The 22,457-nt window shown below is 60.7% G+C and carries 23 protein-coding genes, 1 pseudogene and 1 riboswitch; of the genes and pseudogenes, 6 read left to right on the top strand and 18 right to left on the bottom strand.

Translation table 11 applies throughout. The features are described from left to right. Positions 1 to 27 precede the first annotated feature (27 nt). Positions 28 to 1,317, top strand: coding sequence for an OmpP1/FadL family transporter (locus BLU75_RS03595; protein ID WP_084379390.1), 1,290 nt, complete (start codon positions 28 to 30; stop codon positions 1,315 to 1,317). A gap of 63 nt (positions 1,318 to 1,380) precedes the next feature. Here BLU75_RS03595 and BLU75_RS03590 read toward each other — a convergent pair whose 3' ends face one another. From BLU75_RS03590 to cobO, 13 genes are all read right to left on the bottom strand, one after another. Then, the gene (locus BLU75_RS03590; protein ID WP_231982657.1) at positions 1,381 to 1,899 is read right to left on the bottom strand and encodes a glutathione peroxidase; all 519 of its coding nucleotides are present in this window, start codon (positions 1,897 to 1,899) and stop codon (positions 1,381 to 1,383) included. Between the two features lie 180 nt (positions 1,900 to 2,079). Then, complete coding sequence (locus tag BLU75_RS03585; protein ID WP_165447476.1) at positions 2,080 to 3,279, bottom strand: MFS transporter; 1,200 nt, start codon at positions 3,277 to 3,279, stop codon at positions 2,080 to 2,082. A 62-nt stretch (positions 3,280 to 3,341) separates the two neighbouring features. Continuing rightward, the gene (locus BLU75_RS03580) at positions 3,342 to 3,746 is read right to left on the bottom strand and encodes a MarR family winged helix-turn-helix transcriptional regulator (RefSeq protein WP_084379393.1); all 405 of its coding nucleotides are present in this window, start codon (positions 3,744 to 3,746) and stop codon (positions 3,342 to 3,344) included. Between the two features lie 42 nt (positions 3,747 to 3,788). Then, positions 3,789 to 4,517, bottom strand: a complete 729-nt coding sequence (locus tag BLU75_RS03575; protein WP_084379394.1) for an adenosylcobinamide-GDP ribazoletransferase — start codon at positions 4,515 to 4,517, stop codon at positions 3,789 to 3,791. Between the two features lie 2 nt (positions 4,518 to 4,519). Then, a complete protein-coding gene (gene cobC / locus BLU75_RS03570) occupies positions 4,520 to 5,095 on the bottom strand; it encodes an alpha-ribazole phosphatase family protein (RefSeq protein WP_084379395.1) in 576 nt (191 codons plus the stop codon). Beyond that, positions 5,092 to 6,147, bottom strand: coding sequence for a nicotinate-nucleotide--dimethylbenzimidazole phosphoribosyltransferase (gene cobT, locus BLU75_RS03565; RefSeq protein WP_084379396.1), 1,056 nt, complete (start codon positions 6,145 to 6,147; stop codon positions 5,092 to 5,094). The genes cobC and cobT overlap by 4 nt, the downstream gene beginning before the upstream one ends. Further along, positions 6,144 to 6,665 (bottom strand): bifunctional adenosylcobinamide kinase/adenosylcobinamide-phosphate guanylyltransferase, encoded by a 522-nt coding sequence (gene cobU, locus BLU75_RS03560; RefSeq protein WP_084379397.1) that lies wholly within the window; start codon positions 6,663 to 6,665, stop codon positions 6,144 to 6,146. The genes cobT and cobU overlap by 4 nt, the downstream gene beginning before the upstream one ends. Before the next feature lie 33 nt (positions 6,666 to 6,698). Continuing rightward, positions 6,699 to 8,150 carry a cobyric acid synthase gene (locus BLU75_RS03555; protein ID WP_084379398.1) on the bottom strand — a complete coding sequence of 484 codons (1,452 nt, stop codon included), beginning with the start codon at positions 8,148 to 8,150 and terminating at the stop codon, positions 6,699 to 6,701. Then, complete coding sequence (gene cobD / locus BLU75_RS03550) at positions 8,147 to 9,136, bottom strand: threonine-phosphate decarboxylase CobD (RefSeq protein WP_084379399.1); 990 nt, start codon at positions 9,134 to 9,136, stop codon at positions 8,147 to 8,149. Before cobD ends, BLU75_RS03555 begins: the two co-directional genes overlap by 4 nt. Further along, entirely contained in the window at positions 9,129 to 10,037 is a 909-nt protein-coding gene (gene cbiB / locus BLU75_RS03545) for an adenosylcobinamide-phosphate synthase CbiB (RefSeq protein ID WP_084379400.1), read from the bottom strand. The genes cobD and cbiB overlap by 8 nt, the downstream gene beginning before the upstream one ends. After that, on the bottom strand, positions 10,034 to 10,684 hold the full coding sequence (gene bluB, locus BLU75_RS03540) for a 5,6-dimethylbenzimidazole synthase (RefSeq protein WP_084379401.1): 651 nt from the start codon (positions 10,682 to 10,684) through the stop codon (positions 10,034 to 10,036). Before bluB ends, cbiB begins: the two co-directional genes overlap by 4 nt. A 4-nt stretch (positions 10,685 to 10,688) precedes the next feature. Beyond that, the gene (locus tag BLU75_RS03535) at positions 10,689 to 11,999 is read right to left on the bottom strand and encodes a cobyrinate a,c-diamide synthase (protein WP_084379402.1); all 1,311 of its coding nucleotides are present in this window, start codon (positions 11,997 to 11,999) and stop codon (positions 10,689 to 10,691) included. After that, a complete protein-coding gene (gene cobO / locus BLU75_RS03530) occupies positions 11,996 to 12,607 on the bottom strand; it encodes a cob(I)yrinic acid a,c-diamide adenosyltransferase (RefSeq protein ID WP_084379403.1) in 612 nt (203 codons plus the stop codon). Before cobO ends, BLU75_RS03535 begins: the two co-directional genes overlap by 4 nt. Positions 12,608 to 12,685: 78 nt before the next feature. Next, a riboswitch (cobalamin riboswitch) is annotated at positions 12,686 to 12,933 on the bottom strand. Positions 12,934 to 13,032: 99 nt separating this feature from the next. Here cobO and BLU75_RS03525 point away from each other — a divergent pair. After that, positions 13,033 to 14,346 (top strand): PQQ-dependent sugar dehydrogenase, encoded by a 1,314-nt coding sequence (locus tag BLU75_RS03525; protein ID WP_084379404.1) that lies wholly within the window; start codon positions 13,033 to 13,035, stop codon positions 14,344 to 14,346. A gap of 55 nt (positions 14,347 to 14,401) precedes the next feature. Here the strand turns inward: BLU75_RS03525 and BLU75_RS03520 are convergent. The 5 genes and pseudogenes from BLU75_RS03520 to BLU75_RS03500 form a co-directional block, all read right to left on the bottom strand. Then, positions 14,402 to 14,942: pseudogene (locus BLU75_RS03520) on the bottom strand (C40 family peptidase). A gap of 143 nt (positions 14,943 to 15,085) precedes the next feature. Continuing rightward, positions 15,086 to 15,715 carry a C40 family peptidase gene (locus tag BLU75_RS03515; protein WP_084379405.1) on the bottom strand — a complete coding sequence of 210 codons (630 nt, stop codon included), beginning with the start codon at positions 15,713 to 15,715 and terminating at the stop codon, positions 15,086 to 15,088. Between the two features lie 211 nt (positions 15,716 to 15,926). Next, positions 15,927 to 16,631: a DnaA regulatory inactivator Hda gene (gene hda / locus BLU75_RS03510; protein ID WP_084379406.1), complete on the bottom strand. Its 705-nt coding sequence runs from the start codon at positions 16,629 to 16,631 to the stop codon at positions 15,927 to 15,929. Between the two features lie 216 nt (positions 16,632 to 16,847). After that, complete coding sequence (locus BLU75_RS03505; RefSeq protein ID WP_084379407.1) at positions 16,848 to 17,921, bottom strand: AI-2E family transporter; 1,074 nt, start codon at positions 17,919 to 17,921, stop codon at positions 16,848 to 16,850. Between the two features lie 41 nt (positions 17,922 to 17,962). Next, a complete protein-coding gene (locus BLU75_RS03500) occupies positions 17,963 to 19,021 on the bottom strand; it encodes a DUF2066 domain-containing protein (protein ID WP_084379408.1) in 1,059 nt (352 codons plus the stop codon). A 343-nt stretch (positions 19,022 to 19,364) separates the two neighbouring features. Here BLU75_RS03500 and purM point away from each other — a divergent pair, with 343 nt between their 5' ends. From purM to BLU75_RS03480, 4 genes are all read left to right on the top strand, one after another. Next, on the top strand, positions 19,365 to 20,423 hold the full coding sequence (gene purM, locus BLU75_RS03495) for a phosphoribosylformylglycinamidine cyclo-ligase (protein ID WP_084379409.1): 1,059 nt from the start codon (positions 19,365 to 19,367) through the stop codon (positions 20,421 to 20,423). Next, entirely contained in the window at positions 20,423 to 21,073 is a 651-nt protein-coding gene (gene purN, locus BLU75_RS03490) for a phosphoribosylglycinamide formyltransferase (protein ID WP_084379410.1), read from the top strand. The genes purM and purN overlap by 1 nt, the downstream gene beginning before the upstream one ends. Before the next feature lie 8 nt (positions 21,074 to 21,081). Next, positions 21,082 to 21,795, top strand: coding sequence for a DUF3108 domain-containing protein (locus tag BLU75_RS03485; protein ID WP_084379411.1), 714 nt, complete (start codon positions 21,082 to 21,084; stop codon positions 21,793 to 21,795). Between the two features lie 265 nt (positions 21,796 to 22,060). Further along, positions 22,061 to 22,249 carry a hypothetical protein gene (locus BLU75_RS03480; protein WP_084379412.1) on the top strand — a complete coding sequence of 63 codons (189 nt, stop codon included), beginning with the start codon at positions 22,061 to 22,063 and terminating at the stop codon, positions 22,247 to 22,249. The last annotated feature ends 208 nt before the right edge of the window (positions 22,250 to 22,457 follow it).

Genomic DNA, 22,457 nt, shown 5'->3' with positions numbered 1-22,457 from the left:
TGCGGTGATCACCTCGGAGTTCTAATAATGAAAAAAGTAATGCTCAAGTCCACGCTTAGTCTCGCCGTTGCCATGGCATCTTCCCAACTGTTCGCGAGTGGTTTTGCCCTCAACGAGCAAGACGTTGCCGGGATGGGGACTGGTTTTGCCGGGCGCTCTTCTTCTGCCGAAAACGCCAGCACTGTTTATGGCAACCCTGCCGGCATGGCTCGCCTTGAAGGCCAGCAAATCACCGGCGGTTTTGCAGTCATTGACGCATCGACCGATATCAAGGATGCAAGAGGCAACGCCAGCGGCACCAATAAAGGTGACATGGTGCCCTTCACTGCCGTTCCTTTCGGTTTCTACACCAATAAGCTCAATGATCAATGGGCTGTCGGTTTCGGTGTATACGCACCGTTCGGCTTGATCACTGACTACGAAAGCAACTTCCAGGGCCGTGCGTTCGGCAGCAAGAGTGAAGTGCAGGTCATTACCTTCCAGCCGACGGTCAGCTATGCATTCAATGACCGGGTTTCCATCGGCTTTGGTCCAACCATCAACCGAATCGCCGGGACCCTGGAGTCGGAACCCTCACTCGGCGCACTGATTCCGGGTACCGGCGATAACAGAATCAAGGTCAAGGGTGACGACACGGCGCTGGGCTTCAACGCCGGTATCCTGGTCCAAGCCACCGACACCACCCGTGTGGGCCTGACCTATCACTCGAAAGTGAAGTACAAGCTCAAAGGCCACACTGAAGTCACGCCAGGTGCTGGGGTTCCGCCGTCCTTGCTCGCCAACGGTCGTTACGATGCTTCGTTGAACGTGGATACGCCCGAGTCCTGGGACCTGTCGGTGACTCAAGACATGAATGACGCCTGGAAGGTCTACGCCGGTGCGACCTGGACGCGCTGGAGCCGCCTGAAAGACATCACCGTCAACAACGAAGGCGTCACGACGGCTGGCGGCGTTCTCGCACCTGGGATCGTCGGCAGCATCAAGGAAGAGCAGAACTGGCATGACACCTGGGCTTATGCCCTGGGTACTTCGTACCGTATCACCAAGCAAGTGGTGCTGCGTACCGGCCTGACCTTCGACCAGTCGCCCACCAACAACACTGATCGTTCGCCACGCATCCCTACGGGTGACCGCACGATCTTCAGCCTGGGCCTGGGCTACGACGTCATGCCGAACATGACAGTCGACCTGGCGTACTCTTACCTCAAAGAGGAACCCGTCAAGGTGGCTCATACCAACGCACTGGGCCAGGGCTACAGCGCCAAGTACAAAAACAGCGCCAACGGTTTCGGCCTGGGCGTAACGTACAAGTTCTAATTTACCTGTACAAAAAAGCCCCGCTCTCCTGCATGGGAGGCGGGGCTTTTTAATGGCTGACGATCAGGGCTTGGAAGCCAGCGCCTGTTCCACTGCCTTGATCAGGTCCGGATCATCCGGCTTGGTCAGGCTGGAAAAGTTGGCTATCACCTTGCCCTGGCGATCCACCACATATTTGTAGAAATTCCACTTCGGCGCGCCGGTCTGCTGCGCCAGGACCTGGAACAGATGCACCGCTTCTTTCCCCCTGACCTTCTGTGGGTCGGTCATGGTGAAAGTCACGCCGTAATTGACGTAGCAGACCTTGGCGGTCTCTTCCTCGGTCTTGGCCTCCTGCTTGAAGTCGTCGGACGGCACGCCAATCACCTCCAGCCCAGCGCCTTTGTAGCGCTGGTACAGCGCCTCCAACCCTTTGAACTGCGGAGCAAACCCGCAGAAGCTCGCGGTGTTGACGATCACCAGCGGCTTGCCGGCAAAACGCTGGCAGAGGTCGATGGATTCCTTGGCGCGCAATTTTGGCAATTGGCCTTCCAGCAACGCCGGGCAATCGGCGCCCAGGGCAACTCCGCCAAACGTCATCATCAGGGCAGGTACTGCAAGCCAGCGCTTGAGCATGTCGGGTGTCCTCAAATAGCTTCAGAAGAACTTAACAGATCGACATACCCAGTTGCATCAACGCCAGGCCGCTGCGCTGCCAACCCCACCAGGCAATCAGCAACAACGCTGCCAGCCCTGCCCCAACCAACCAGTATCCCGCGCAATTCATACTGCCTCCATGTGTGCCTGCAACCTCGCCACCGGCCGCTCACGCACTGGCCAGTTTAGCGCTGCCGCGAGCACGCTCAAGACAACGGCTACCTGCCAGATCAAATCGTAGTTGCCTGTTCGATCATAGACCACACCGCCCAACCAACCACCGAGGAACGAGCCCACTTGATGGAACAGGAACACAATCCCTCCCAGCATCGAGAGGTTTCTCACACCAAATAAAGTCGCGACCGTGCCGTTGGTCAAAGGCACCGTCGACAACCATAAAAACCCCATGGCCATGCCGAACAGATACGCGCTCATCTGTGTCACCGGCGCCCAGAGAAACAAGACGATTACCACTGCCCGCAACAGGTACAACGCGGTGAGCAAGCGAGGCTTGGACATCCGCCCACCGAGCCAGCCGGCGGTGTAGGTGCCGAAGATATTGAACAGGCCGATCAACGCCAGCACGGTGGTACCGACGGTCGCCGGCAAATGCTGATCCACCAGGTACGCCGGCAGGTGCACGCCGATAAATACCACCTGAAAACCGCAGACGAAAAAACCGAAGGCCAGCAACCAGAAACCAGAATGGGAGCAGGCCTCCCGCAGGGCTTCGAGCAGCGTCTGCTGGCCGGCCAGCACCGGCAGCGGGCGATCCTTGATCAGCGTCACCAACGGCACGATCAAAGCCACCAGCAGGCCCAGCACCAGCAACGCGGCGGACCAGCCAAGCCAGCCAATCAGACCCGGCGTACCTGGCAACATGGCGAATTGACCAAAAGACCCGGCGGCACTGGCGATGCCCATGGCCATACTGCGTTTTTCCGGCGCCACGGCACGCCCCACGACACCGAGAATCACCGAAAACGAAGTACCCGACAAACCAATGCCGATCAACAAACCGGCGCTCAATGACAGACTCATGGCCGAATCGGAGAGCCCCATGCACACCAGGCCCAAGGCATACAGCACTCCGCCGACCATCACCGTCCGGGCCGCGCCGAAGCGGTCGGCCAGCGCGCCGGTAAACGGCTGGGCCAGACCCCAAATCAGGTTTTGCAGGGCGATAGCAAAGGCAAACGTTTCACGCCCCCAACCGAACTCGGTGCTCATGGGTGACAGAAACAGGCCGAAGCCATGCCGCACGCCAAGGGAAAGGGCCAGGATCAGCGCACTACCGACAAGAATCCAACCACTGGTACGCCACATCGAGGTCATTTTTATTCTCCGCTTGCGGGTATATACCCACTTATAGTCGGACACGCTCGCTTTTAAGCGAGCTCGTCCAGCAAGGCCAACAGGGTTTCGCGCTTTTCCACACCCAGCTTATCGATCAGCTTCTGCTGCGCCGCTTCCCAGGCCGGCAGCGCCGCTGCCAGCCGCTCCTTGCCCGCGTCAGTCAGCAACACCAGGCGATTACGCAGATCATCACCTTCGACCAACCGCACCAGGCCTTCGCCCTCCAGCACCCGAAGATTACGTCCCAGGGTGCTGCGATCCAGGCCCATGGCATCCGCCAGGCTGGAAATGCTTGGTTGATCGAGGCGCTGCAAGTTACACAGTAAAGAATACTGGGCGACGTTGATCCCGAAGCCATCAAGGGCGCCGTCATAATGCCTGCTGACGCCACGGGCAGCGCGACGCAGGTTGGTACACAAACAGTGGGAGGCAAGCATAGTGCGTGTATATACCCGCGATAAGCAAAATGCAAGAAACGGTTACAGGGCCAAGCCAATCAATACCGCTACTTCCAGCAGCTCAAGCAGTGCCCCAGCGGTGTCACCAGTCGTTCCGCCCAGCCGATTGACCATCAATTGGCGCAGGCCGACAAAACACAGAGCCGCCAGCAACACCGCAATGCCACCGTTGAAGCCGCCGATCAACACACACGCCAGACCACTGAGGATCAGCACTTGCTGGCCGACCACGCGTGGCAGATGCTCCGCCAGCGCCTGACCAAGGCCACCGACGCGTACATAACGGGTGGTCAGAAACAGTGCCAGCAACGAACTGCGACCAATCAGCGGCGCGAGGATCAGCGCGGTGCCATTGTGTTGCTCGATCAAGGCCACCAGCGCGGTGAACTTGAGCAGCAACACCAGCCCCAGCGTCACCACCGCAATCGGGCCGCTGCGCGGGTCTTTCATGATCGTCAGGGTACGCTCACGGTCGCCAAAACCTCCGAGCCAGGCGTCAGCGCTGTCGGCCAGACCGTCCAAGTGCAGGCCGCCACTGAGCAATACCCACACCGTCAGCACCAAGGCCGCGTGCAGCAGAAGCGGCGCGCCCATCAACGCGCTGTTCAGGGCCCATAACAGCAGCCCGAACAGCAGTCCCACCAGCGGATAAAACAGCAATGAACGTCCCAGTTCACGGGGCTGCGGCATGCCCGGCAAACGAATCGGCAGACTGCTGAGGAACTGCAAGGCAATCCAGAATGGCAGCATGCTCAGGTCATCTCGCTGAAGGTGCCATCGGCGGCGATCCGCAGGCTGAACAGGCCTGCATGACCGACTTCGACATTCAACAACTGCTCTCGGGGCAAGCCACGCGCCTGCGCCAATAACAGGCGCATCACGCCACCGTGACTGATCACTAACAGACGTTGTCCCGCATACAGTTGGTGCAACCGCAAGACCGCAGCATTTACGCGCTGGGAGAACGCCTCGACAGGCTCGCCATCAGGCGGCGTGAAGCTGTAGGGATCGGCCCAGAACAAGCCCAATGCCGCGGCATCGGTTTCCATCAACCTTGCCGCGCTCTGCCCTTCCCAGGCACCAAAATGCAGTTCCTGCAATTGCTTTTCGAGGCTCACCGGCAGGTTCAGGCGCGTACCCAGCTCATCGGCAAACCGCGCGCAACGCTGCAGCGGCGAGCTGATCAGTCGATCCCATGGTCCTCGCGCCTGCACCGCACTGCGCATCTGTTCCCAGCCCTTGGGGGTCAGAGCGTCGTCCAGGCTGCCGCGCAAGCCGCCACCCAACTCGGTTTCACCATGACGCAGCAGATCCAGCTGCAACGTCATGCCGGACGGTCCGCCACGGCGGCTTCAGCGAACGTCGCCATGTGCCCGTGCAGCGCGCAGGCCAGGCGCAACAACGGCACCGCCAGCGCCGCACCGCTGCCCTCGCCCAGCCGCAGGCCCAGCGCTAGCAACGGTTCGGCCTCGAGGCTTTGCAGCACGTGACGATGGCCGGGTTCGGCGCCACGGTGGCCAAACAGCAGCCATTCGCGACAGGACGGATTCAGGCGTGTTGCCACCAGCGCCGCCACACTGCAGATGAACCCGTCGACCAGCACCACAATGCCTTCCTGGGCGCAGGCCAGATAGGCACCGACCAACGCCGCGATTTCAAAGCCGCCCAGGTTGAACAACGTGTGCAATACGTCACCGCGGTGCGGCGCATGCAGCGCCAATGCCCGCTCGATCACCACGACTTTATGGCTGACGCCTTGGGCATTCAGGCCCGTCCCCGGCCCGGTCAGATCGCTCACCGGGCACTCCAGCAATGCACAGGCCAGCGCACTCGCTGCCGTGGTATTGCCGATGCCCATCTCGCCGCCGATAAACAACTGTGTGCCCGCTTCACGCGCGCGACGCACGCTGTCGCGGCCTGCCTCCAGGGCCAGGCGGCCTTGGACGGGGTTCATCGCCGGGCCCTGGGCGAAATTGGCCGTGCCGGCGGCGATGTTCAGGTGGCGCACACCCGGCAGGTTCAACGACGGTGTCACCGTGCCGAGGTCTACCACCTCCAGTTGCGCGCCCAGCTGACGCGCCAACACACTGATCGCCGCGCCCCCCGTGACGAAGTTATGCAGCATTTGCCCGGTGACTTCCTGGGGATACGCCGAAACCCCTTCCGCCACCACGCCATGGTCGCCGGCGAAGATCGCAATCCACACGTGATCGACGCAAGGTTTTACCTGCCCTTGCAATCCCGCCAGTAGCACCGCCAACGCTTCCAGTTGCCCGAGGGAACCGGCGGGCTTGGTCAATTGTTGCTGGCGGGCCAGCGCGTGTTCCTGAGCCTGAACGTCAATCGTCTTACAGGGATCGAGCCACCAGAGTTGCGTCATAACGCAGTACCTTTCAAAGTCAGGGGCAAGCCGGCGACCGTCAGCACCACACGCTGACAACGCTCGGCCAAAGCTTGATGCAACCAACCGGCCTCATCGACATAGCGGCGAGTCAATTCGCCCAGCGGCACGACTCCCAGGCCGGTCTCGTTGCTGACAAAAATGATTTCACCCGGCAGGCCATCCAGGCAGTCCAACAATTGCTCGCGCTCCAGGGCCAGACGTCGCGAGTCGTCGAGCAGCAGCAGGTTGGTGAGCCACAGGGTCAGGCAGTCCACGAGCAGGCAGCGCTCGGCAGCGGCGTTTTCCCGCAGCACGCGGGCCAGCTCGACCGGTTCTTCGATCAGCCCCCACTCGGTGGGGCGACGCGCCTGGTGCTGGGCCACTCGCTGGTTCATCTCGCCGTCCAGCGCTTGGCTGGTGGCGATATAGATGACCGAAAAAGCGCTATCGCTGGCAAGCTTTTCGGCCAGGCGACTTTTGCCGGAGCGGGCACCGCCGAGGATCAGTTGCAACATGGTAAAACCCTCAAAATGACCTGGTTCACGCCCTCAGATTCCACACAGGTTGCGCAGCAGTCCGGTATCCAGATGCTGTTCCACCAGGTCCGCCAGGCGCTCGATATCCCGCTCACGCAAACCGTGATAATCCACGTCCTGCACGTCCTGCAATCCCGCCCAGCGCAACAACGCGCTGCAGGCCGCAGGCGTCTCGAACAGGCCATGTAAATAAGTGCCAAGGATTTGCCCATCGTCACTGCAAGCGCCGTCACTGCGACCGTCGTCCAGTTGCACCGCCGGCTGTTGCAGGGCGCTGCCACGGGACACACCCGCGTGGATTTCATAGCCGCTGACCGGGACGTCCTCGAGCATCAAACGGCCCTGTACATTGCGCAGTTGCTTCTCTTCTTCCAGGCTGGTGTCGAACGCCAGCAGGCCGAGTCCGGCGCTGCTGCCTGCCGGGCCTTCCAGGCCCAGCGGGTCATGCACCTGCTCACCGAGCATCTGCAATCCGCCACAGATCCCCAGCACCTTGCCGCCGTAGCGCAGGTGCCGGGCAATCGCGCGCTCCCAGCCATTGGCACGCAGATACGCCAGGTCGCTGCGCACACTTTTGGAGCCGGGCAGGATCATCAGGTCCGCCGCAGGAATGGCTTGTCCGGGCCCGACGAACTGTAAATCCACCTGAGGATGCAGGCGCAACGGATCAAAATCGGTGTGATTGCTGATTCTCGGGAGCACCGGCACCACTACCTTGAGCGCTTGCGCAGCCTTATCGATCTGGCGCTGGTCAATTCCGTCTTCGGCCTCCAGGTGCAGGTCCATCACATACGGCAACACACCCACCACCGGCTTGCCGGTACGCGCCTGCAACCAGTCGAGGCCTGGCTGCAACAGCGCAATATCGCCACGAAAGCGGTTGATGATGAACCCCTTGACCCGCGCCTGTTCCGAGGCCGACAGCAATTCCAGGGTACCCACCAGGTGCGCGAAGACCCCACCGCGATTGATATCGGCAATCAGCAGCACCGGACAATCCACCGCCTCGGCGAAACCCATGTTGGCAATATCGTTGGCTCGCAGGTTGATCTCGGCAGGCGAGCCCGCACCTTCCACCATCACCACCGGATAGGCCGCGCTCAACCGTGCGTGCGAGGCCAGCACCGCCTGCATGGCGATGGATTTGTAGTCGTGGTACGCCACCGCGTTCATGCTGGTGACCGCTCGCCCATGGATGATGACCTGGGAGCCGGTGTCGCTGTTGGGCTTGAGCAGCACCGGATTCATATCGGTATGCGGCGCCAGCCTGGCAGCCTGGGCCTGGACCGCCTGGGCCCGGCCGATCTCGCCGCCTTCAGCAGTCACGGCACTGTTGAGCGCCATGTTCTGTGGCTTGAACGGCACCACCGGCACACCCTGGCGCACCAGCCAACGGCACAACGCGGTGACCAGGGTGCTTTTACCCGCATCGGAAGTGGTGCCTTGCACCATCAGGGTGCTCATGCAGCCTCCCGCCAGGCGTCGAGGGCCTGTTCCAGACGTAGCCAATCGGCATCGGTCCCCGGCAAGCCGACGCGCAGGCTACTGTCGTGGACAAACAGGCGCAGCAGAATGCCGCGCTGGGCCATGAACTCATGCAATTGTTCGGCGCGAGGGGTGATCAGCCACTGAAACAGCGCGCAGCCGCCTTGCGGACGCAGTCCGTACTTTTCCAGCAATACCGACAACCGCTGGCTCGCCTCTTCGCAGCGCCGGCGCTGGCGTGCATGGCCGGCCGTATCTTGCAAGCAGACTTGGCCCACTTCCCGCGTCGGCCCGCTGACCGCCCAAGGTCCGACCTGTTCGGCAAGCAACTTGAGCAACTTGCGTTCCGCCAGCACAAACCCCAGGCGAGCACCGGCCAACCCGAAAAACTTGCCGAACGAGCGCAGCACGATCAAGCCGACCTGATTAGCCTGGCCCGCCACGCTCAACGCCGGCGTGTTATCCATGAACGCTTCATCCACCACCAGCCAGCCACCGCGCTGAGCCAGCCGCGCGTGCCAGTCCAGCAAACGCTGGGGGGCAAGGCTAAGGCCTGTAGGGTTGTTCGGATTGACCACCACCAGTACGTCGAGGCTGTCGAGGAAAAAGTCCACCTCTTGTTCCAGCACTTCACGCACGATATATCCAGCGCGGCGCCAGGCTTCGGCATGCTCCGCATAGCACGGCGACAAGACGCCGACCTTGCCCGCACGACGCAGGCGCGGCAACAACTGGATCGCCGCCTGGGAGCCCGCTACCGGCAGCACCTGGGCGACCCCGTAATAATCGCAGGCGGCCTGCTCCAATCCATCATCGGACTCCGGCAGACGCGCCCATGCCCGCTGCGCTATCTGCGGAATCGGCCACGGCCAGGGCGCCAGGCCGCTGGACAGGTCCAGCCAGTCGTCCTGTGCGATCCCGTACTGCATCACGGCCTTGCGCAGCCGACCACCATGTTCAAGCATAAAATTGCGCCCCCGCGCACAGAACCAGTAACCACAGCCATACGCCGCGCTGCACCAGTTGCCAGCCTCGGTCGATGGAATCGGCATCGGCCGGTGGCCCTTCGCCCAAGGTTGGACGTTGATGCAATTGACCATGATACGTCGCCGCCCCGCCCAACTCGACGCCCAGGGCTCCGGCCCCAGCGGCCATCACCGGGCCGGCATTGGGGCTGTCCCAGGCGGAGCTTTGCGTGCGCCAGCACTTGAGCGCCAGGCGGGTTTTGCCCAATAGCGCGTAGGTCAGCGCCACGAGCCGGGCAGGAATATAGTTGAGCACGTCGTCGATTTTTGCCGCGGCCCAGCCAAAGCGCTCAAAGCGCTCATTGCGGTAGCCCCACATCGCATCCAGCGTGTTGCTCAAGCGGTAGAGCACCACGCCCGGGACACCGGCGATGGCAAACCAGAACAACGCGGCAAACACTGCATCGCTGCCGTTTTCCAAGACTGACTCAGTGGCCGCGCGAGCGACTGCGGTGCTGTCCAGTTCGCCGGTTTCGCGACTGACCAGATAACTGACGCGTTTGCGCGCTTGCTCCAGATCATCACTGCGCAGCGCCTGGGCCACTGGCGTAACGTGTTCACCCAGGCTGCGCATGCCCAAGGCGCAGTAGAGCGCGAGAATCTCGATGATCCAGCCCACCACTGGCGCCCAGGACAAGGCCGTGGCCAGCACGGTCAGCGGCACCACCGTGATAAACCAGGCGGTGACGCCGTGACTGCGCCAGCCACGCCCCGCGGAGTTGAAACGCTGCTCGACACGCCCGGCAAAATTGCCGAACGCCACCAGCGGATGCCAGCGCCTGGGTTCGCCGAGCAGCGCATCCAGCGCTACTGCAGCGACACTCAGCAAGGCCACACTCATTGACTCACTCCCCAATAATTCTCATACAGCATGTCACTCAACGGACGCGGCTCGGTCCAACCTTCAAGTTGCAACATCGGTGCCGGGTAAAACTCCGTCACCGGGCCCAGGCACAACACCGCCAGCGGCTTGGCACCGGACGGTAAACCCAGCAGGTCGGCCAGGGCCTGGGGTTCGAACAGCGACACCCAACCCATGCCCAGTCCTTCGGCGCGAGACGCCAGCCACAGATTCTGGATCGCGCAGGACAGCGAGGCCATGTCCATTTCCGGCAAGGTGCGGCGACCGAAAATGTGTCGCTCGCGATCATCCATCAACGCGGCCACGAGCACCTCGGCGCAATCGTTAATGCCCTCGACCTTGAGCTTCATGAACTGCTCGGAACGCTCGCCAAGCGCCTCAGCCGTGCGGATCCGCTCTTCTTCCACCAGTTGCTGGATCCGGCCTCGCAGAGTGCGGTCGCTGATACGGATAAAGCGCCAGGGCTGCATCAGCCCGACACTGGGGGCCTGATGGGCCGCCTGCATGAGACGCTGCAACAGTTCAGGCGCCACGCTGCCACCGCTGAAGTGGCGCATGTCGCGGCGCTCGGCGATGGCACGATAGACAGCTTCGCGATCGGCCGGCGGGAAGGCATTGTCGGTCATGGTCTCAGATAACCCCACGCGCAGGCGCGAACAGCGCCGCAACCGCCTGCGGGTTAGACGGGAAATAAAAGTGCACGTACGAGGCCGTCATTCGCCCATCGCGATACACCGCCTCGGCGCCGCGCCCGCCATTGGGGCTCAAGCCTCGTGCGATCGGCTGCCATTCAGTGCTGGTCAGTGAGTGATGATAGGTGTGACCGCGCAGCACGCCTTCCGGCAACTCGACCGTTTGCAGGGCCAGGGCAGCCAGACGCTTTTGCATCACCGCATCGCCCGCAAGCAGACCCAGCAGTTCAGCGCGCTGGCCGTCGACATCGGTCAGCGAATCGAGCAAATAGAGCATGCCGCCACACTCGGCCAATAGCGGTTTGCCGGCGGCGTGATGGGCGCGGATGGCCGCTAGCATCGAGGTGTTTTCCGACAGCGCCTGGTGATGCAGTTCCGGATAGCCACCGGGCAGGTAAAGGCTGTCGACTTGTGGCAGGTCATGGTCATGAAGGGGCGAGAAGAAACACAGCTCGGCGCCCATGGCGCGCAGCAAGTCGAGACTCGCGCCGTAGGTAAAGGCAAACGCCTCGTCACGCGCCACGCCAATCCGCACCCCGGCCAGCAACGGCTCGACCGTGCTCACTGCGGGCGCGGCGAACCTCACCGGTGGCGGCAGCGCTACCTCGCAACTGCTGCCCAAGGCGGTGGCCGCCGCATCCAGGCGCAAGTCCAAGTCATTCAATTCACTGGCTTGCACCAGACCCAGATGGCGACTGGGCAGTTCGATGCCCGTCTCGCGGGACAACGCGCCGTACCAGCGCAAGCCTTCTGTCAGGCTGCCTTCCAACAGTTGCGCGTGGCGCAGGGTGCCCACGCGATTGGCCAGCACACCGGCAAACGGCAGATCCGGCTGATAACGCGCGAGCCCCAACGCCAGGGCGCCAAAAGTTTGCGCCATGGCGGTCCCATCGATGACGGCCAGCACCGGCACGCCAAAATGCCGCGCGAGGTCGGCGCTGGACGGCGTACCGTCAAACAGGCCCATGACCCCCTCAATCAGGATCAGGTCAGCCTCAGCCGCCGCTTCCCACAACAAACGTCGACTTTCCTGCTCGCCCACCATCCACATGTCCAATTGATAGACCGGCGCGCCACTGGCGCGCTCATGAATCATCGGGTCGAGAAAGTCCGGACCGCATTTAAACACCCGTACATTGCGCCCCAGATTGCGGTGCAAACGGGCCAGCGCGGCAGTGACGGTGGTCTTGCCCTGGCCGGATGCCGGTGCGGCGATCAGGACCGCCGGGCAATGTCGCGACTGATTCAAAGTTCGATGCCCTTCTGAGCCTTGATCCCGGCCTGGAACGCATGTTTGAGCATGCCCATTTCAGTCACGGTGTCGGCCATTTCAATCAGCTCCGGCCTGGCACCACGCCCGGTGACCAGCACATGCTGCATCGGCGGACGGGCTTGCAGGTCACTGAGAACCTGATCCAGATCGAGATAGCCGTGCTTGAGGGCAATATTCAGCTCATCCAGGACCACCAGGCCAATGCCGGGATCCTGCAACATTTCTCGCGAGACCTGCCAGGCCGCTTCGGCGGCGGCGATATCACGCTGACGATCCTGGGTTTCCCAGGTAAAGCCTTCGCCCATCACGTGGAAACGCACTTGCTCGGGGAAGCGGCGGAAGAACAACTCTTCACCGGTGCTGTTGCGCCCCTTGATGAACTGCACCACACCGCACTGCATGCCGTGGCCCATGGCCCGAGCCAGCATGCCGAAGGCCGAACTGCTCTTGCCTTTGCCATTGCCGGTCAGCACCAGCAGCAACCCGCATTCATTTGGCGAATTGGCGATGCGCTCGTCGATAAGCGCTTTTTTGCGCAGCATGCGCGCCAGGTGGCGTTCGTCACGATCAGGGGATTCAGACATGGCAGCTCTCCGTTGGGGCTGGACAAAAAACGGCAGGCAGGAAAAGACACAGGTGAAGCCAAGCATCGCCCACCGTGATGCTGTTGGATGGATCAGGCCGGTCTCCGGACTCATGAGTGGCGCGCTCCCTGGGGAGAACAGACCGACAGTGCGCCTTCCCATATCACAGCGATACAGTGGCAAAAGCAGCGTCTTGACTCATTTACCGTTGCGGGGGCAGCGCCGGGATTGTGGCTGCACTGTGTACAAGTGCGCTCACTCACCGGCTTCCCTGTTTCACTCTGTCGACTTGATCGTCACAGAGCACCTGAAACAAGCGGCGAAGGTTAGTGGGTTGGGGGTGGAGCGTCAATTAAAGCCGGCCATGTACTTGAACCATCGCGCCGGCCCGCTCCTCTATGATTACAAGCACTGAGGAGAAAAACATGCATAAGACTCGACTCGCCCTACTGGTCATGGCCGCAGGCGCCCTTGCCGCCTGCGGTGAAAGTTCAACCCTGCAAGTGTCCGATGGCACCGGGCCTTCGCCCAAACTGCCGGATCCGAACAAGACCCTGATGCCTACCGTGAACATCGCCCCGGCCGTGGGCTGGCCCGACGGCGTCAAGCCGACAGCCGCGCCCGGCACCCAGGTGACGGCGTTTGCCGAAGGCCTGGATCACCCGCGCTGGCTCTACGTGCTGCCCAATGGCGACGTGCTCGTAGCGGAAACCAACGCACCACCCAAGCCGGATGATGCCCAAGGCATTCGTGGCTGGGTCATGGAAAAAGTCATGGGTCGTGCCGGTGCCGGAGTACCCAGCCCGAACCGCATCACCTTGCTGCGCGATGCCGATCATGACGGCGTGGCGGAAACCCGCACGGTGTTCCTGGAAAACCTCAACTCACCGTTCGGCATGACCCTGGTGGGTAACGATCTGTATGTCGCCGATTCGGACAAGCTGCTGCGATTCCCCTACCAGACCGGCGAAACCTCGATCACCGCGTCGCAAACCAAAGTCATCGATCTGCCGGGCGGCCCTCTGAATCATCACTGGACCAAAAACGTGATCGCCAGCAAGGACGGCAGCAAGCTGTACGTCAGCGTCGGTTCCAACAGCAACGTCGGGGAAAACGGCATGGACGCCGAACAGGGACGTGCGGCGATTTGGGAAGTGGATCGAGCCAGCGGCAAGCAGCGGATTTTCGCATCCGGCCTGCGCAACCCCAACGGCATGGACTGGGAACCCCAAAGCGGCAAGCTGTGGACCGCGGTCAACGAGCGCGACGAAATCGGCAGTGACCTCGTGCCGGACTACATCACGTCAGTCAAGGATGGCGGCTTTTATGGCTGGCCGTTCAGCTACTACGGCCAGCACGTGGATGTGCGCGTGAAACCGCAGGATCTGGAGCTGGTGGCCAAGGCCATCGTGCCGGATTATGCCGTTGGGCCGCATACGGCCTCGCTGGGCCTGACCTTCGCCGAAGGCACGACGCTGCCGGCGCAGTTCAGCAACGGCGCGTTTATCGGCCAGCACGGTTCATGGAACCGCAAGCCCCACAGTGGCTATAAGGTAATTTTCGTACCGTTTGAAGGGGGCATGCCGAAAGGCCAACCGGTGGATGTGTTGACCGGCTTCCTCAATAGCGACGAGAAAGCCATGGGTCGGCCGGTAGGCGTGGTGATCGATCGACAAGGGGCCTTGCTGGTAGCAGACGACGTGGGAAATAAGGTGTGGCGGGTTTCAGCTACGCAGTAGGAGAGAGGCAGTGGAAGCTATAAGCTGCAAGATCTCTTATAGCTTGCCGCTGCCCTCAAGGATTCCTCGCCAGGTGCTCGGCCGGCAGGACGCGCTTGGCACCCAAGTATGCTTTCTGCCAATACGCCTTGGACAGCGTGTCGAGTTTGACCGTGCCCCCCCGTTTGCGGAGCGTGGACAAAGCGACCTTCGCCGACATAGATCCCGGCGTGACTGACCTGCGAACCTCCGCTGGTAGCGAAGAACAGCAAGTCGCCAGTTTGCAGGGCCTCTTCACTCACGTTTTTGGCGCGCATCACGATCAGTTCGCGGGTGGTGCGCGGCAGGGAAATGCCAGCGGCGTCGCGGTAGACAAACCCAATCAGGCCACTGCAATCAAAACCCGAGTCTGGAGTATTACCGCCCCAGCGATAAGGCGTTCCCACCAAACCCAAGGCGCGAAACAGCACGTCCTCGGCAACTGGCGAGAAGTTCTGGGTGGAGTAGTTGAACACCGGCTTGGGCTTGACAGCCACAGGCGCGGGTTGCGGGCGACTTGCGCAGGCGCTGAGCAACGCGGCGCAAACGAGAAGAATTAGGCGGGCCGAGTTCGACATGGGCAGAACAATCCTGATCTGGATGCGGCTTTCGCTGCCGAAGGCTGAAACCAGGCCGCGCAAGCAAGCTCGCGCGGGTCGGTTCGCAACAATATCTCAGGATTCTAGCGGTTACACGTCAAACTTCAAGTATCACTTTAACTTTACTTACGGGCGGTCACGACACCGGGGGCCATCGCCAGGGCGCGCTTGGCCTCGATGAAAGTCTTGCTCCAGTAGCTGGAGCCCAGTTTATCGACCCGCACACCACCGCTGCGGCGGCTGCTGGAGTGGATGAACTGGTCATCGCCCAAGTAGATGCCCGCGCGGCTGACACGACCACGACCATTGGTACTGAAGAAAAGCAGATCACCCGGCTTGAGGTTGTTTCGCGCGACCAACGGTGCATCCAGGTTGATCATTTCACGCGTGGAGCGCGGCAGGTTCATGCCGGCCTCTTCACGAAACAGGTAACCAATGAAGCCGCTGCAATCAAAACCAGCTTCAGTGCTACCGCCGAAACGGTAACGGGTTCCGATCAGGGACATACCGCGCTCAAGAATGCTGTCTGCCAGGAGCGGAAGCTGATAAGGCTTGCTGTCGGAGAATTCGGCGAGTTCTTTCTCGGTCGCCAGCTCTTCTTCATAAACAGTAGAAGACTGCGCTGCGACGAACTTTGCCTGATGCTGTTGTTGCGGTTTTTGCTGCTCAGCCACTTGTTGAGGGTGGGTGGCGCAACCGAACAACAGGCTGACGAGTGCGAGAGGCACGAGGGGTGCGAAGCGCTTTAGCATGGGCACGACCGTGGCGGGTATGTAAAGAAGACGAGACTATGCCTTCTATCACATCGATTTGCAAATTCAATCGTGAACAATGTGACTTCTTGTTTGCCGCCTGACATCTAAGCCCTCAAACCCCATTTAGACGTCTTTGCGTGGCCGTAACAGCCCAGCGCAGGCTCATTGGCGCCAGTCATTCGCGGAAAGCCTTGATTTCAAAGGGCCATCACCAGCCCAGGGTTTCTTTGAGAAAGGGAATCGTCAGTTTGCGCTGGGCTTGCAACGAGGCTTGATCGAGCTGTTCGAGCAAATCGAACAAAGCACTCATGCTGCGGGTCCCGCGTGTGAGGATGAAGTGACCGACTTCATCGGTGAGGTGCAGACCGCGGCGCGAGGCACGCAATTGCAGGGCGCGCAGCTTGTCTTCATCGGACAATGGACGCATCTGGAAAATCAGCGCCAGGGTCAGCCGCGACTTGAGATCCGCCAGTTTGACCGGCAATTCGCGAGGTGAGGTGGAAGCGGCAATCAACAATCGTCGACCGCTGTCGCGCAGACGATTGAACAGGTGGAACAGCGCTTCTTCCCAATCCGCGCGCCCTGCGACCGCTTGCAGGTCATCCAGGCAAACCAGTTCGTATTGTTCAAGGTGATCGAGGATTTCGATGCCGCGATCCAGCAACTCTGCCAGCGGCAGGTACACCGCCGACTCCCCCAACTGCTCAAAGCGCAGGCAAGCAGCCTGCAACAAGTGAGTACGCCCCACGCCGTCCTTGCCCCAGAGGTAAATCAGGCTTTCGGTCCAGCCGGCGTCGGCTTCGCAAAGCCGCTCGACATAGCCGAGTGCAGCGGCATTGGCGCCTGGGTAGTAGTTGATAAAGGTAGCGTCGTCACGCAGACGCACACCTAGGGGCAACTGAATCGGTTTCATGCTGACTGAACAGTTCGAATCGAACCGTTAGTGGCCTCTGTGAAAAGTTTGCAAAGTTTATACCCGTGGTGCCGGGCGCACAATGCAACAGACCACAAGCAAAATCAAAGGTTTGCGTTAACTCGTTGGATTTTTTGGGGTTTGTTTGACGCGACGGCCAACTCCCCGACACGCACTGACAACAAACCCGGGCTCGAACCGGGCTTGTCATTGACCTTATAACTCGGGTTCATCGACACCCAGATAGGCATCCGAATCCTTGTACAGCTCATGCAGATGGCGAACCAGCACCATGATCACCGCCGCTATCGGCAGCGCCAACAGAATCCCGGTAAAACCGAACAACTCGCCGCCCGCCAGGATCGCAAAGATCACCGCCACCGGATGCAGTCCGATCCGATCGCCCACCAGCAACGGCGTCAGCACCATGCCTTCGAGTGCCTGCCCGACCATGAACACCGCGACAATCCCCAGCATCGGATACAAGTCGCCGCCAAACTGGAACAGTCCCGCCACCAGCGCGGCACCGATGCCGATCACAAACCCCATGTACGGCACAATCGCCGCCAGGCCGGCGATCACACCGATCAACAGGCCCAACTCCAGGCCGATGAGCATTAATCCCGCCGCATAGATAAATCCCAAGGCCAGCATGACCAGCAACTGACCACGGACGAACGCGCCAAGTACTTCATGGCATTCCCCCGCCAGGGACATGATGCGCTGCTCGCGATCGCGCGGCAGCAAGCTGCGGATCTTCGCCATCATGATGTCCCAATCACGCAACAGGTAAAAAGCCACCACTGGAATCAGCACCAGATTGGTCAACCATCCGATCAGCGCCAGGCTGGACGCCGTCGCCTGACTGAGAATGATGCCGACGATATCGGTGGTCTGACCCATGTGCTCACTGATACCGGCCTTGATTTTGTCGAATTTCCAGAAACCGTCGGCCAGGCCAAGCTTGGATTGCGCATAAGGCAACGCCGTGTGCTGCAGCCAATCGAGTATCTGTGGAACCAGTTCGTAGAGGCGAACCAGTTGCTTGGCCAGCATCGGTATCAGCACCAGCAATAGCGCCATGACGATCAGGGTAAAAAGCGTAAACACCGCCACCACGCCCCAGGTCCGCGACAGCCCGGCTCTTTCCAGGCGATCCACCACCGGATCGAACAGATAGGCAAGCAGCAAGGCGACCAGGAACGGCGTCAGAATCGAATGCAGCAGGAATACAAAAACGCACAGCAGGACGATCCCGCCAAGCCACACCCAACGACGCGTATCCGCCATAAACCGCTCCATCTCGTTTGCTTCTATAAAGGGAAGAATAGTTACCAGCGAAACCGCAACTGCGGCGTCGGCTCGACCACCGGTATCGGCGCTGGCGGGGAACCCTCGACGGCCGGCGGCTGGGCAGGTTGTGGCGCTGGCTCTTCACCAGCCGGTATTTCCTGCAACTTCGCCAGGCTGAGCTGGGTGCGCAATTGATCGGCGCTACCATTGACCCGATAGACAATCCGGCTGCCATCGACCCGCAGCAACTGCGCTCCGAAAGGCTCCAACAGATGCCCCAGCGCCGCATAACGTTCCAGGTTCATACCCCGCACCTCCAGCAATTGCTCACTGGAAGCCCCCGGCTTGACCGCATAGCGCGGTGCCAGACGCTCGCTGACTGCCAGTAGGACAGCATCCGCCGGGGCCGCGGTATCCGCGCCCTGCACGCTGCCCTGTTCGGTTTCGTCACCTACCCATAAGCGCCACTTGGCTTGCCATTGATCCGCGCCTTCACGGGCGTGCACCGCCAACAAGGCATCCGCACCGTAGCGCTCGGACGCCGCCCGCAATGGCGCCGGATCCGCACTTTCGAGATTTGGCGCAGTGGCGACAATCTGCTCATCGAGATCGCCCAACGGCAGGCGCAACGGCAAACCACGATGCTGGGCGGCACGACGCAACGGCTGCGCGGCAGCCTGACCATCCCCGATCAGGCTGCTGCCTTCGGTCGAGTCGCTCAGCCACCAACCGAGAATCAGCGGTCGATTGCTGCCCCACAGCGCCAGGCCCGCGCCACGAAGCGCGCGATCAGTGCTGGCCGGGTCGAAATCGACCTGCAGGCTTTCCGGAGGACCGGCGTCATAGCCGAACTGGCTGATGATTTGTTGCGGATCCTTGCGTATCGCGGCCAAGCCAGGGCTTTGCGCAGCCTTGGCATCGCCGGTCAGGCGAATCACCAGGGTTTCCAGGGCGCGCTGAGTAGCCTGGTCCCGCTCCTCCGGGGCCTGGCTGCTGACAGGCTCCAGCACTTGATATAGTCCATTGAAGGTTTCGGCATGACTCGCCAGGCTGACCAATGACAAACAGCCTACAAAAATGTATCGACTCAGACCCATGAAGAAAGATTCCCGAACGACAAAAAGCGGCTGAAACGCACCGCGTTAACAGGGTTTAGCAAGGCTGTGACCACAACCGCCGATAAAATATTCACAACGCCCTGGCAAGTTTTCGTACTGTCATAACGCTAGCGGTTTAAAGGCTATACCTTAATACGGGTCATTGTGGCGTCGATTAAGATTTTTTTACCACCATATGCCTCTGCCCGTCGGCCCGAGGATGGCCGCTGCCCCTCAAGCCTGATAAAATCGCGCGCCTTCGCAGACCGTCATCGGCTGGGTTTTCACGAAAGCCCCCGCCAGCTCGGTCGTTACCCCTGAATCCCCCCTAAAGGCCTGGATCATGAGCAAGCAACCCTCCCTGAGCTACAAGGACGCCGGTGTAGACATCGACGCCGGTGAAGCATTGGTCGAACGCATCAAGAGCGTCGCCAAGCGCACTGCGCGCCCCGAAGTCATGGGCGGCCTGGGCGGTTTCGGCGCCCTCTGTGAGATCCCGGCCGGTTACAAGCAGCCTGTCCTGGTTTCCGGCACCGACGGTGTGGGCACCAAGCTGCGCCTGGCACTGAACCTGAACAAGCACGACAGCATCGGCATCGATCTGGTGGCCATGTGCGTCAACGACCTGGTGGTCTGCGGTGCCGAGCCGTTGTTCTTCCTGGACTACTATGCCACCGGCAAGCTCAACGTCGAGACTGCGACCCAGGTCGTGACCGGCATCGGCGCGGGCTGTGAACTCTCCGGTTGCTCGCTGGTTGGCGGTGAAACCGCTGAAATGCCAGGCATGTACGAAGGCGAAGACTACGACCTGGCCGGCTTTTGCGTCGGCGTCGTGGAAAAAGCCGAAATCATCGACGGCTCCAAGGTTGCCGCTGGCGACGCCCTGCTCGCCCTGCCATCGTCCGGGCCGCACTCCAACGGTTACTCGCTGATCCGCAAGATCATCGAAGTGTCCGGCGCCGACATCGAGAACATCCAGCTCGACGGCAAGCCACTGACCGATCTGCTGATGGCCCCGACCCGCATCTACGTCAAGCCGTTGCTCAAGCTGATCAAAGACACCGGCGCGGTCAAGGCGATGGCTCACATCACCGGTGGCGGCCTGCTGGACAACATCCCGCGCGTATTGCCAAAAGGCAGCCAGGCGATCGTCGACGTCGCCAGTTGGCAGCGTCCTGCCGTGTTCGATTGGCTGCAAGAACAAGGCAACGTCAACGAAACCGAAATGCACCGCGTGCTGAACTGCGGCGTGGGCATGGTGATCTGCGTCGCTCAAGAGCACGTTGAAACTGCGCTGAACGTGCTGCGTGAAGCCGGCGAGCAGCCATGGGTGATCGGCCAGATCGCTAGCGCTGCCGAGGGCGCGGCCCAGGTTGAACTGAAGAACCTCAAGGCACACTGATGTCCCCGACCTGTAATGTCGTGGTGCTGCTCTCCGGCACCGGCAGTAACTTGCAGGCCCTGATCGACAGCACTCGCACCGGCGACAGCCCGGTGCGTGTCGCTGCGGTGATTTCCAACCGCAGCGATGCCTACGGCCTGCAGCGCGCCAAAGACGCGGGTATCGATACCCGTACGCTGGACCACAAGGTGTTCGACGGTCGCGAAGCTTTCGATGCAGCCTTGATCGAACTGATCGATGCGTTCGACCCCAAACTCGTGGTACTGGCTGGTTTCATGCGTATTCTCAGCGCTGATTTCGTGCGTCATTACCAGGGACGCCTGCTGAATATCCACCCTTCCCTGCTGCCCAAATATAAAGGGTTACATACTCATCAACGCGCCCTTGAGGCCGGTGATACGGAGCATGGCTGCAGCGTACACTTCGTCACCGAGGAACTCGATGGCGGGCCTCTGGTCGTACAGGCAGTGATTCCGGTAGAGTCTGCGGACTCTGCACACACCCTTGCCCAACGGGTTCACACCCAGGAACACAGGATTTACCCGCTGGCTGTTCGCTGGTTCGCCGAGGGACGGTTGATTCTTGGCGACCAAGGTGCATTATTGGACGGTCAGTTACTTGCGGCCAGCGGCCACTTGATTCGAACCTAGGAGATTTTATGCGTCGCGCCCTGCTCTTCGCTTTTGCTCTGTTTGCCTTGCCAGCCGTGCAAGCAGCGGACCTTCAGCCCTTCTCCGCCAGCTACACTGCCGACTGGAAACAGCTGCCCATGAGCGGCACCGCTTCGCGCAGCCTGGAAAAAACCGCCAGCGGTGCCTGGAAGCTCAGCTTCAAGGCTTCGATGATGATTGCCAGCCTGACCGAAGAAAGCACGTTGACCCTGGACAAAGACACCTTTCTGCCACAGTCCTACCACTTTGAACGTGGCGGCCTCGGCAAAGCCAAGAAAGCCGACCTGGATTTCGACTGGACCACCAAAATGGTCACCGGCACTGATCGTGGCGATGCGGTGAAGATCCCGCTGAACCGTGGCATGGTCGACAAGTCCACTTACCAGTTGGCATTGCAGCACGATGTAGCCGCTGGCAAGAAAACCATGAGCTACCAGGTGGTCGATGACGGCGAAGTCGATACCTACGACTTCCGCGTGCTGGGTGCGGAGAAAGTCGATACCAAGGCTGGCCAGATCGATGCGATCAAGGTTGAGCGGGTACGTGACCCGACTCAAAGCAAACGCACCACGGTGATGTGGTTTGCCAAGGACTGGGACCACCTGCTGGTTCGCCTGCAACAGGTCGAGACCGACGGCAAGGAATACAACATCATGCTGTTGGAAGGTACGGTCGACGGCAAGCCCGTGAAAGGCAGCTGATCGTTGAACGCTTGAAAGAGCCTCGCTGAATGCGGGGCTTTTTTTCGCCCGAACGTTCATCACGCTCACACCACCAACATGAAACTTTTGTCATGAAACTCAGCAACCTGCGACGCAATGTCGCAATTTATGGGGCCTGTAGAACTGTTGGTAATTCTGTAAAGGTCTGTTGCAAATCCTGGTTATTTACTCAGCAAACCCACAAACCCTATAACAAAGGCCTGCGACGCCTTGCCGCAGATCAACCAGAGATTGGAGCAAGCAGATGACTGTAAAAGTAACTGAACGCGACGATGCACATATGCCCCACGAAGCGCTGGGCCATGGGATTCACATCTGGGATGTACACCAACAAGACCTGCTGGTCGGCATGTTTCATAACGAGAGCGACGCTCAGAACTATAAGAACGAGCTGGAAACGCTTGAGATGAAACGCCAGGCACAAAGCGCCTGAACACACCCAGTGGTTAGGGAGTTTGTCTGTGGCGAGGGGCTTGTCCTGTGGCGAGGGGGCTTGTCCCCCGTTGGGGCGCGAAGCGGCCCTGAAAAGAGTCACTGAGTTCTTTCTGGAACAATGCGGTGTATAGCGATTGGGGCTGCTACGCAGCCCAACGGGGGACAAGCCCCCTCGCCACAGGACAAGCGCCCTCGCTACAAGAGGC

It is taken from the genome of Pseudomonas mucidolens (assembly GCF_900106045.1).
Lineage (GTDB): Bacteria > Pseudomonadota > Gammaproteobacteria > Pseudomonadales > Pseudomonadaceae > Aquipseudomonas > Aquipseudomonas mucidolens.
The sequence above is the reverse complement of the archived record's forward strand: the minus strand, read 5'-3'. Positions and strand labels throughout refer to the sequence as shown.